The sequence below is a fragment of the Streptomyces sp. NPDC056128 genome (assembly GCF_042263835.1).
In the GTDB taxonomy this organism is placed as follows: Bacteria; Actinomycetota; Actinomycetes; order Streptomycetales; family Streptomycetaceae; genus Streptomyces.
This window is the reverse complement of sequence record NZ_JBHJVQ010000014.1, coordinates 144,058-154,586: the sequence shown is the minus strand read 5'-3', so window position 1 is coordinate 154,586 and position 10,529 is coordinate 144,058. Positions and strand designations below refer to the sequence as shown.

Here is a 10,529-nt window from a genome sequence, read left to right as displayed (position 1 = left end):
AGGCACGACCGCACCACCCCCGCCCACCCCCGCCCCCCCCCCCACACCCCCCCGTGGCCCGCCCCCCCCCCCCCCCCCACCTCGGCGGGGGGGGGGCTGTTTTGCCCGGCCCCGGGCCGCTTCCTGTGGTCCAGGCCCGCTCAGACGCCGGCCGAGACCGCGGCGTCCTGCCGCACGAAGGCCAGCACCTCCTCGGCCGCCCGGCGCGCGGAGGCCATGCACACCCCGACGCCCACCCCGTCGTACAGCGCCCCGCACACGGCCAGCCCGGGCTGGGCGGCGACCGTCTCACGGATCAGCCGCACCCGCCCGGTGTGGCCGACGGTGTACTGCGGCAGGGCGCTGGGCCAGCGGCTGACCCGGGACGCGACCGGGAGTCCCCGCACGCCGGTGGCCTCGGCCAGTTCGGCCGTCGCCAGCGCCACGAGGTCGGCGTCGTCGCGCCCCAGGAGGTCCTCCTCGCCCAGCCGCCCCATCGAGCAGCGCACGATCTCCACCTCACCGGCCAGGTGCGGCCACTTCACGGTGGTGAACGTGACCTCCTTGACCGCCCGGCCCTCCACCGCGGGCACCCGGTAGGCGGCGTACCCGCGGCCCGAGAGACCGCCGGGGAACGCCGCGCGGGGGTAGGCGAGCGTGACCATCGCCACGCTGGAGTAGGGCACCTCGGCGAACGCCGTAACGGCCGGGGACATCCCGGCCACGCCGGCCAGCAGCCGGCTCGCGGGAGCGGCCGGCACGGCGAGGACGACGGCGTCGGCGTCGATGCGCTCGGTGCCGGTGCCGGTGCCGGCGTCCACGGTCAGCCGCCAGCCGCCCGCACCGCGGGCCAGCTCCCGCACGGGGGCACCGGTGCGCACGGACGCGTCCGGTGCGGCCGCCAGCACCTGGCGCACCAGCACGGGCGGCAGCGAACCGAACCCGCCCTCGAGGGTCGCCACCCGCACCGGCGGCGGCTTCTGTCCCTGGGCGAGCACCGGCGTCAGCGAGGCGGCCGCGTCCGCGAGCGAGACGTGCGCGCGCGCCGCCTTCGCCAGCGGCGTCAGCGTGGCCTCGAACGACAGGTCGGCGGCGCGGCCGGCGAACACACCGGCGAGGAACGGCTCGACGAGACGGTCCACGACCTCCTGCCCGAACCGCCCGCCGACGAGGTCCGCCACCGACACGTCGCCGTCCCGGTCGAAGGACGGCAGGACCAGGTCCTGCCGGGCCCGTTCGACGCCCGGCGCGGAGACGACGCCCGAACGGGCCAGGTCGTCCATGTCGCAGGGCACGCCCATGAACTGACGGTCCGGCTGCTGCCGGATCTCGCCCCGGCTCCAGATCGCCGACGCGGTCACCCCCGCCGCCCTGATCCGCCCGCCGAGCCCGGCGTCCTCGATCAGCCCGGTGGTCCGGCGCCGGTTGGCGTACAGGGACTCGGCGCCCTCGTCGACGGCGACCCCCGCCACGTCGGAGACCGACAGCTTCCCGCCGAGCCGGGACGACGCCTCCAGGACCGTCACCCGCACCGGCTCGTTGCGCAGCCGGAACGCCGCCGCCAGCCCCGCGATACCACCCCCGATGACGACGACGTGGGGCTTTCCACTCACCTGATCCTGTTCGGTGCCAGCCATTCCACCAGATCCTTCGTGGTCGGGGTCGTTGAGGACCTGCCGGCGCCGGCGCCCGGCGCCCGCCGCAGGCCCTGGCAGTGTCGCGGCCCGGCCCAGCCCTGCGGTCGAGGGCGGCTGGAGAGCCGCCCGGCCGCTCACCGGGCGGCGGTCTGCGGGACGCCGGCGCCGAACCAGCGGTGGAGGGCGTCGGTGAGGGTGTCGGTGGTGCCGGGTGCGGTCCAGGCGACGTAGCCGTCGGGGCGTACCAGGACGGTGTCGAGGCGGTGGCGGGGCGGGGTGGTCCAGGTGCCGGTGACGACATCGACACCCACACCGACGCTGTGGTCGCGGGCCATGGAGGCGGCATCGGTGGTGGTGCCGGTGGTGATGAGCAGTCCGTGTCCGGTGTGCAGGAGTTCGGCGACGCGGGTGCGGGTGCCGTCGGGGAGGGTGAGCTGCTGCTCGGGCGGCATGCGCCGGCCGAGCAGGGGGTGCCCGCCGCGGGCCAGGTCGTAGCGGATGCCGAGGTTGCTCAGCATGCCGGCCGTGTACCCGGCGGCGCCCGGGTGGGCCAGCAGCTCGCCCACGATCTCGCGGACCGGGTCCATGTCCTCGCCGGTGAGCCGCAGTTCGATCGCCGCGCGGGCGTTGCGGGCCAACTGCGCGCCGACGGGGTGGCGTTCGCCGTGGTAGGTGTCCAGCAGGCCCTCGGGCGCGCGGCCCGTGACGGCCGCCGCCAGCTTCCAGCCGAGGTTCACCGCGTCCTGGACCCCCACGCTCAGCCCCTGCGCCATCGCCGGGGGCTGCACGTGCGCGGCGTCACCGGCCAGGAACACCCGCCCGCTCCGGTATGCGGCGGCGGCCCGCGAGGCGTCGGTGAAACAGCTGATCCACCGGCACTGCCCGTGATGGATGGACTCGCCGGTCAGCCGCTGCCAGGCGTCGGCCAGCTCCACGAAGGTGAGCGCGCCGCGGTCGCGGGGCGGCGGCGTGCCGGCCTCGTGGACGACGACCCGGGTGACGCCGTTCTCCAGGTCCATCGCCATCACCATGCTGCCGCCCGGCAGGTCCTCGCCGATGCGCCGCCTGCGGGTCTCGACACCGGTGACGTCCGCGGTCAGGAAGCCGCGCCGGCCGTCGGTGCCGGGGAAGGCGATCCCGGCCAGCTTGCGCACGGTACTGCGCCCGCCGTCGCAGCCGACCACGTAGGCGGCCCGTTCCTCGCCGGGTCCGCCGGGACCGGTGAAGGACACCACGACCTGGTCGTCGTCCTGCCGCAGGCCGGTCACCTCCCGCCCGCGCAGCACCGGCACGCCGAGCCCGGCCACCCAGTCCTCCAGCATCCGCTCGGTGCGGTACTGGGGGACGCCGCGGTGCCCGTAGTGGTTCTCGTCCGGCAGACCCAGGTCGATCGGCACCCCGCCGAAGTGGCTGTCGGCGGGCTCGGTCTCACCGAGGCGGCCGAGCAGGCCCCGCTGGTCGAAGCACTCGGCGGTGCGCCGGGTGAAGCTCGCCCCGCGCGACTGGCGCGTCGGGGCCGGCAGCCGCTCGTGGACGACGACGTCCGCGCCGCCGAGCCGCAGTTCGCCCGCCGTCATCAGCCCGACCGGGCCGGCCCCGACGACGATGACATCCCTGGCCATGTGTGCGCTCCTTCTGGGTGGATGCCGCCGGCCTCACCGGGCGGCGGTCTGCGGGACGCCGGCGCCGAACCAGCGGTGGAGGGCGTCGGTGAGGGTGTCGGTGGTGCCGGGTGAGGTCCAGGCGACGTAGCCGTCGGGGCGTACCAGGACGGTGTCGAGGCGGTGGCGGGGCGGGGTGGTCCAGGTGCCGGTGACGACATCGACACCGACACCGACGCCGCCGCCGTCGGTGTGGTCGCGGGCTAGGGAGGCGGCATCGGTGGTGGTGCCGGTGGTGATGAGCAGTCCGCGTCCGGTGTGCAGGAGTTCGGCGACGCGGGTGCGGGTGCCGTCGGGGAGGGTGAGCTGCTGCTCGGGCGGCATGCGCCGGCCGAGCAGGGGGTGCCCGCCGCGGGCCAGGTCGTAGCGGATGCCGAGGCCGCTCACGATCCCCGCTGTGCGCTCGGCGGCGTCCCGGTGGGCCAGCAGCTCGCCGACGACCTCACGGACCGGGTCCAGGTGCTCGTCACCGAGGTACAGCTTGGAGGCCGCGCGGGCGTCGCGGATCAACTGCGCGCCGACGGGGTGGCGTTCGCCGTGGTAGGTGTCCAGCAGGCCCTCGGGGGCGCGGCCCGTGACGGCCGCCGCCAGCTTCCAGCCGAGGTTGGCCGCGTCCTGCAGTCCGGCGCTCAGCCCCCACGCGGCCAGCGGCGGGATCTCGTGCGCGGCGTCCCCGGCCACGAACACCCGCCCGCGCCGGTACGCGCCGGCCAGGGCGGCCGGGTTGCCGCACGCCCACAGCCAGTGGCAGTGGGCGCCGTCGATGGACTCGCCGGTCAGCCGCCGCCACGCCCCGGCCACCTCGGCGAAGGTCAGGGCGCCCGGCTCGGGACGCGAGGGCAGGTCCGGGTCGTGCACGACGACACGGCAGCGGCCCCCGCCCAGCGGGGTGCACACCACCATGCGGCCGCCCGGCAGCCGCTCGCCGATCGGCCGCGGACGCGGGCTTACGCCGCTGATCTCCGCGGTGTACATGCCCCGGGTCGGCTCCCACCTGCGGGTCGGGATGCCGGCCAGGGCGCGCACGGTGCTGCCCGCGCCGTCGCAGCCGGCCACGTAGGAGGCGCGGTGCTCGCCGGGTCCGCCGGGGCCGGTGAAGGACACCACGACCTGGTCGTCGTCCTGCCGCAGGCCGGTCACCTCCCGGCCGCGCAGCACCGGCACGCCGAGGCCGTCCAGCCAGTCGCCGAGGGCCTCTTCGGTCCGGGCCTGGGACAGGCCCAGGACGCCGCTGTGGTCCTCGTCGAGCATGCCGAGGTCGAACCGGACGCCGCCGAAGTGCCCCATGGGCCCCCACCGGACATCGCCCAGCCGGCTCAGCAGGCCGCGCTGCCCCAGTGTTTCGGCCGCCCGCCGGTTGAAGCCCAGGGCCCGGGAGTGTCCGGCGGGGGCGGGCAGCCGGTCGTAGAGGGCCACCCGGGCCCCGCCCAGGGACAGTTCCCCGGCCAGCAGCAGGCCGGCCGGCCCCGCACCGACCACGATGACATCAGTTCTCTTCATTTCATGAGGCCCTTTGCGCTGTGGCAACGGTTGGCCGTTGTGAAGCTACTCAGGGCGAAGTCCGGCCGCAACGATGGCGGAATTCACGGACCCCGGCGGAAGACCCGCCCCTTTTTGAACGCGGGGGTGAACGCTTGAACGTGGAGAGGGCACCGCAGCAATATCGTCGGGTGTCCCCGGACATTCATTGTTCCGCGGCCCATGCGCGCCCCACGGCCGCAGAAAGGAAGCTGATGTGACGGTCCAGAAGATCGCCCTCGTCACGGGTGCCAACAAGGGCATCGGTTTCGCCGCGGCGCGGCAGCTCGGCGAGCGGGGCATCACCGTCCTGGTCGGCGCCCGCGACGAGGTGCTCGGCAAGCAGGCCGCCGACGCGCTGGCCGCCGACGGCATCGACGCCGCGCCGCTCCCGCTGGACGTGACGGACCCGGCCTCGGCGGCCGGCGCCGCCCGCGAGATCGAACGGCGTCACGGACGCCTGGACATCCTGGTCAACAACGCCGGCACCGCCGGCGGGTTCACCGGCACGCCGAGCGACGCCACCGCCGCCGACCTGCGGGAGGTCTACGAGACCAACGTGTTCGGGGTGGTCACCGTGACCCACGCGATGCTGCCGCTGCTGCGCCGCTCCCCGGCCGGCCGCGTCGTCAACCTGTCCAGCCACCTGGCGTCGCTGGCCCTCGGCTCGGACCCCCACTCGCCGACGGCGGGCGTCAACATGATCGCCTACCAGTCGTCGAAGACCGCGCTGAACGCGGTCACGGCCGCCTACGCCAAGGAACTGCGGGGGGGTGCGGTCAAGGTCAACGCCGCCCTGCCCGGCGTGGTGGCCACCGACCTCAACCACCACCGCGGCCGCCGCACACCCGCCGAAGGGGCCGCGGTCGTGGTCCGCCTCGCCCTGCTGGACGAGGACGGCCCGTCGGGCGTGTGCCTGGCGGACGAGGGGCCCGTGCCCTGGTAGCCCGCCCCCCGGCGCACGACGCCCCCCACGCACCCCCCCCGGGCGCATGACGCCCCGACGCGCGGCGGCCGCCCCCCGGCCGCCGCATCCGACCTGACCGCCGGGCCCGGCCACGGCGGCAACGAGACGTGGAGACGACAGTGGCGCTTGACGAGACGATCCTGGTGCTGGGCGGGACCGGCCGGCAGGGCGGGGCGGTGGCCCGCGAACTGCTGCGGCGCGGGCACACCGTGCACGCCCTGGTCCGCGACCCGGACAAGGCGCAGGCCAGGCAGTTGCGGGAGGCCGGCGCCGTCCTGGTCCGCGGCGACATGGACGACGCGGCGTCCCTCACCGCGGCCATGCGCGAGGTGAGCGGCGTGTTCAGCGTCCAGACCTTCCGCGGCCCCGGCGGCGTCGAGGCCGAGGAGCGGCAGGCCAGGGCGGTGGCCGACGCCGCGGTCCACGCCGGGGTGCGGCACTTCGTCTACAGCTCGGTCGGCGGCGCGGACCGCGACACCCGCGTCCCGCACTTCGAGAGCAAGCACCGCGTCGAGCAGTACCTGCGCACCCTCGACCTGCCGGTGACGGTGCTGCGGCCGGTCATGTTCCACGACATCCTGCTCGACATCGCCCCGCGCCCGGCCGGTGACGCACTGGTGCTGGCCATGTGGCTGGACCCGCGCACCGAGGTGCAGCTCATCGCGACCGGCGACATCGGCGTGTTCGCGGCGGACGCCTTCGAGAACCCGGACGCCTGGCTGGGCCGGGTGGTCGAGATCGCCGGTGACGCGCTGACCGGACCGCAGATGGCCGCCGCGTTCGAGGCGGTCGCCGGGGTACCGGTCCGCTACCAGCAGCTGCCGATCGAGCCGCTGCGCTCGGCCCGCCCCGACCTCGCCAACATGTTCGACTGGTTCGAGCGGGACGGCTACCGCGCCGACCTCGACGCCCTGCGCGGCACCCGCCCCGGCCTGGTGACCCTGCAGACCTGGCTGGCCGCCAACTGGACGGCCCCCGCCCCCGCCCCCGCGGCGGCTCCGCGCTGACCGGGCGTCAGGTGAACACCGGCCGCCGGGTACGGGTCCGCTTGAGTTCGAAGAACCCGTCGGTGGCCGCCACGGCGAGCACCCCGTCCCACAGCCGTACCGCCGCCTCCCCGCGGGGGGCGGGGGTGACCACCGGCCCGAAGAACGCGACGTCCCCCACCGCGACGACGGGCGTGCCCACATCGTCGCCGACCCGGCCGACGGCGTCGTGGTGCGAGGCACGCACCGCGTCGTCGTAGACGCCGGTGCCGGCCGCGTCGGCGAGAGCGGTGTCCAGGCCCGCGGCGGCCAGGGCCGCCGCGTAGGTCGACGGCTGCCTGGGCGCCCGCTCCAGGTGGAACCGCGTGCCCAGTTCGGTGTAGAGCGGGCCCAGCACCGAGGGGCCGTACCGCTGCTCGGCCGCCGCGCAGACCCGCACCGGCTCCAGCCGCCCGGCGAGGTCCTGGTGCCAGCGCTCGGGCAGGCCGGTGCGCCCCTCGTTGAGCACCGTCAGGCTCATCAGGTGCCAGCGGATCCCCAGCGGCCGCTGCCGGGCGACCTCCAGGACCCAGCGGGAGGTCAGCCACGCCCAGGGGCAGGTCGGGTCGAACCAGAAATCCACCGTGGTCGGGGTGTCGTGCCGCAACGGAACCTCCTCGATGTAGCCGGGCCGGAACAATTTGGCAAGCCGTGCCGGAATGCGGCTGGAGCGGCGCTGGACACCGCCTGTTCAACCGCTCAAATTCCACGGTTGAACGCCCGCCCGGCAATTGCGTCAAAAACCATGGTTGCGGTTTTCCAAAGTGCCGCCCTATCGTCTGGAATCCGCGAAAAGAGGCGCTCCGAAAGGAAAGGCATGTCCGTGCAGCCCGAGGATCGTGACCAGTCCGACTCGTACGCACTGCTCCATCTCATCCAGGGCGCGGTGATCACCCAGGCGATCTCCGTCGCGGCCGGACTCGGGATCGCGGACGTGCTGGCCGACAGCCCGCTGCCCGCCGCCGACATCGCCGCCCGCGCCGGATCCGACCACGACGCGACCCACCGCGTCCTGCGCGCGCTGGCCGGCCACGGCATCTTCGCCGTCCGCGAGGACGGCCGGTACGAGAACACCCCGCTGTCCGACAAGCTCCGCCAGGACGCGCCGGACTCGATGCACGGCTTCGCCCTGCTGATGGGCCACCCCACGCTGTGGGAGGAGTGGGGCCACCTGTCCGCCACCGTGGAGAGCGGCGAGGCCAACCTGCCCAAGCTGCGCGGCATGGGCGCACTGGACTTCTTCCACGCCGACCCGGCCTACGCCCGGGTGTTCTTCCAGGCGTTCGGCGAACTGTCCGCCTCGGAGACCGCCCCGATCCTGGCCGCCTACGACTTCTCCCGCTTCCACACCGTCGTCGACGTCATCGCCGGCCGGGGCAACCTCCTGGCGGGCATCCTCCAGCAGGCGCCCGACACCAAGGGCGTGCTGTACGACTCCGAGATCGCCACCGTCGACTCGCCGGCGCTCTTCGAGGCGGCCGGCGTCGCCGACCGGCTCACCATCGAGCACGGCGGCTACCTCGGCACCCTGCCCGCGGGCGCCGACGCCTACGTGTTCAAGCACATCATCCACGACTTCTCCGAGGCCGACGCCGTCACCGCACTGCGCAACGCGCGCGAGGCGATCGCCCCCGGCGGCCGGCTCCTCGTCGTCGAGTACGCGCTGCCGGAGAACAACGACAAGCACATCGGCCACACCATCGACCTCTGGCTGATGCTGATGCTCGGCGCCCGCGAACGCACCCGCGCCCAGTACACCGAGCTGTTCGCCAGGGCCGGCTTCGAACTCACCCGGGTCGTTCCCACCAGCGCGCCGATCTCGGTCATCGAGGGCATCCCCGTCTGAGGGCCGCCGCCCGCACGCAACCGACTCATCCCCGCACACCGCACAGGAGAAGACCCGATGACTGAACGGATGGACAACCCCTCCCTGGTCGTCCCCGGCGCCCTGCAGCCCCTGCTCGACCTGACCGAGGTCATCGGCAAGGTCGGCGTGGCGCAGAGCACCCTCGACCTCGTCCGGCTGCGCGTCAGCGAGATCAACGGCCGCACCTACACGTTCCCCGACGACCCGGAGCAGGCCGCCACGGCGGACGAGCGCCTGGGAAAGGTGGCGCTCTGGCGCACCGAGACCTGCTTCGACCCGGGCGAACGCGCCGCGCTGGAGATGGCCGAGGCCGTCACCCTGATGACCGACCCGCAGGACATGGCCTCCGACGCGGTCTGGGAGAAGTCCGCCCAGTACTACACCGACGAGCAGCTCGGAGCGCTGGTCATGCACATCGGCCTGGTCAACTTCTGGAACCGGGTGAACGTCGCCACCCGCCAGGAAGCCGCGGCCTGGCGCTGAGACAAGGGAGAGGGCACTGTGCTCAAGCTCATCAACGCCGGCCTGGGCAGGACCGGCACCACCTCACTGAAGACGGCCCTGGACCGGCTCGGTCTCGGCCCCTGCTTCCACATGTTCGACATCGTCGGCGACATTGGCCGCCTCCAGCAGTGGGAGCGGATCGTCTGCGACGGCGAGAGCCCCGACTGGACGGCCGTCTTCGACGGCTACGCCTCCGCGGCCGACGGCCCCTGCGCCCTGTACTACCGGCAGATCAGCCAGGCGTTCCCCGACGCCAGGACGGTCCTGACGGTCCGTGACCCCGACAGCTGGTACCGCAGCACCCACGACACCCTCTACCAGTTCGCCCTGCGCAGCATGGCCAACCCGCCGGAGCCCGGCAGCCCGCAGGCACGCCTGTTCCGCATCACGAACACCATGGTCTGGGACGGCCTGTTCGGCGGCCGCTTCGCCGACAAGGACCACGCCGTCGACGTCTACCACCGGCACAACGAGGAGGTCGTGCGCACCCTGGGCGCGGACAACGTCCTCGTCTACGACGTGCGCCAGGGCTGGGAGCCGCTGTGCGACTTCCTGGGCGTCGACACCCCGCGCGAGGCGTTCCCGCGGACCAACGACACCGCCTCCATGCGCCAGCGGGTCGCCCGGGCGGCCGGCGCCGCCGCGGCGCCGGCCGCCGGCTGACGGGGCGAGGAGCCACCGGTGCTGATAACGGAAATGACGGTCCCCGGCGCCTACCGCGTCGAACCCGAGCCCCTGAGCGACCGGCGGGGCCACTTCTTCGAATCCGTGCGGGCCGACCTGCTGCTGGCCCAGACCGGCTGGCAGTTCACGGTCCGCCAGGTCAACTACTCCGTCTCCCACCGCAACACCCTGCGCGGCATCCACGGCACCACCCTCCCGCCCGGCCAGGCGAAGTTCGTCACCTGCGTACGCGGCAGCGCCCTGGACATCGCCGTCGACCTGAGGGTGGGGTCACCGACCTTCGGCCACTACGACGTCACCCACCAGAGCCCGCAGACCGGGACGGCCGTGTACCTGCCCGACGGCGTCGGCCACGCCTTCCTCGCCCTGAGCGACGACACGTGCATGAGCTACCTGTGCTCCCAGGAGTACGTGCCGGGATCGATGATCGACATCGACGCCCTCGACCCGGCCCTGGCCCTGCCCTGGAACCTCACCGGGCCGCCCATCCGCTCGGACAAGGACGCCGCGGCACCCACCCTCGCCCAGGCGGCGGCGGCCGGCCTGCTGCCCACCTGGCAGCAGTGCCCGCCGCGCCCGCTCACCGCGGACCGGGCCGGACACTAGCGCGCGCACGTCCGGGGGGGGGCCCCCCCCCCCCGGCCCCCCCCCCCCCCCCCCCCGCCCCCCCCCCCCCCCCCCCCCACG

At 74.3% G+C, this 10,529-nt stretch carries 10 protein-coding genes; 6 read left to right on the top strand and 4 right to left on the bottom strand.

Features of this window, described 5'->3' with window-relative positions; genetic code table 11:
- Positions 1 to 140: 140 nt before the first annotated feature.
- The 3 genes from hemG to ACFC1X_RS24915 all read right to left on the bottom strand — a co-directional run bounded on the left by hemG (position 141) and on the right by ACFC1X_RS24915 (position 4,777).
- Positions 141 to 1,616: a protoporphyrinogen oxidase gene (hemG, locus tag ACFC1X_RS24925; RefSeq protein WP_376357098.1), complete on the bottom strand. Its 1,476-nt coding sequence runs from the start codon at positions 1,614 to 1,616 to the stop codon at positions 141 to 143.
- A 134-nt stretch (positions 1,617 to 1,750) separates the two neighbouring features.
- Entirely contained in the window at positions 1,751 to 3,238 is a 1,488-nt protein-coding gene (locus ACFC1X_RS24920; protein WP_376357097.1) for an FAD-dependent monooxygenase, read from the bottom strand.
- Between the two features lie 33 nt (positions 3,239 to 3,271).
- Positions 3,272 to 4,777 (bottom strand): FAD-dependent monooxygenase, encoded by a 1,506-nt coding sequence (locus ACFC1X_RS24915; protein WP_376357095.1) that lies wholly within the window; start codon positions 4,775 to 4,777, stop codon positions 3,272 to 3,274.
- Between the two features lie 235 nt (positions 4,778 to 5,012).
- Between ACFC1X_RS24915 and ACFC1X_RS24910 the strand changes: the two genes are divergently transcribed.
- Both ACFC1X_RS24910 and ACFC1X_RS24905 read left to right on the top strand, forming a co-directional pair.
- Positions 5,013 to 5,741, top strand: coding sequence for an SDR family oxidoreductase (locus ACFC1X_RS24910; RefSeq protein WP_376357093.1), 729 nt, complete (start codon positions 5,013 to 5,015; stop codon positions 5,739 to 5,741).
- 140 nt (positions 5,742 to 5,881) lie between these two features.
- The gene (locus tag ACFC1X_RS24905; RefSeq protein WP_376357091.1) at positions 5,882 to 6,769 is read left to right on the top strand and encodes an NmrA/HSCARG family protein; all 888 of its coding nucleotides are present in this window, start codon (positions 5,882 to 5,884) and stop codon (positions 6,767 to 6,769) included.
- 7 nt (positions 6,770 to 6,776) lie between these two features.
- On the opposite strand, the gene ACFC1X_RS24900 is transcribed toward ACFC1X_RS24905, so the two are convergent.
- A complete protein-coding gene (locus tag ACFC1X_RS24900; protein WP_376357089.1) occupies positions 6,777 to 7,394 on the bottom strand; it encodes a disulfide bond formation protein DsbA in 618 nt (205 codons plus the stop codon).
- Positions 7,395 to 7,604: 210 nt separating this feature from the next.
- Between ACFC1X_RS24900 and ACFC1X_RS24895 the strand changes: the two genes are divergently transcribed.
- The 4 genes from ACFC1X_RS24895 to ACFC1X_RS24880 are packed head-to-tail and all read left to right on the top strand — an operon-like array spanning position 7,605 to position 10,448.
- On the top strand, positions 7,605 to 8,633 hold the full coding sequence (locus tag ACFC1X_RS24895; RefSeq protein ID WP_376357087.1) for a methyltransferase: 1,029 nt from the start codon (positions 7,605 to 7,607) through the stop codon (positions 8,631 to 8,633).
- 57 nt (positions 8,634 to 8,690) lie between these two features.
- On the top strand, positions 8,691 to 9,137 hold the full coding sequence (locus tag ACFC1X_RS24890) for a carboxymuconolactone decarboxylase family protein (protein ID WP_376357085.1): 447 nt from the start codon (positions 8,691 to 8,693) through the stop codon (positions 9,135 to 9,137).
- An 18-nt stretch (positions 9,138 to 9,155) separates the two neighbouring features.
- The gene (locus ACFC1X_RS24885; RefSeq protein ID WP_376357083.1) at positions 9,156 to 9,821 is read left to right on the top strand and encodes a sulfotransferase family protein; all 666 of its coding nucleotides are present in this window, start codon (positions 9,156 to 9,158) and stop codon (positions 9,819 to 9,821) included.
- A gap of 33 nt (positions 9,822 to 9,854) precedes the next feature.
- A complete protein-coding gene (locus tag ACFC1X_RS24880) occupies positions 9,855 to 10,448 on the top strand; it encodes a dTDP-4-dehydrorhamnose 3,5-epimerase family protein (RefSeq protein ID WP_376357105.1) in 594 nt (197 codons plus the stop codon).
- Positions 10,449 to 10,529 lie beyond the last annotated feature (81 nt).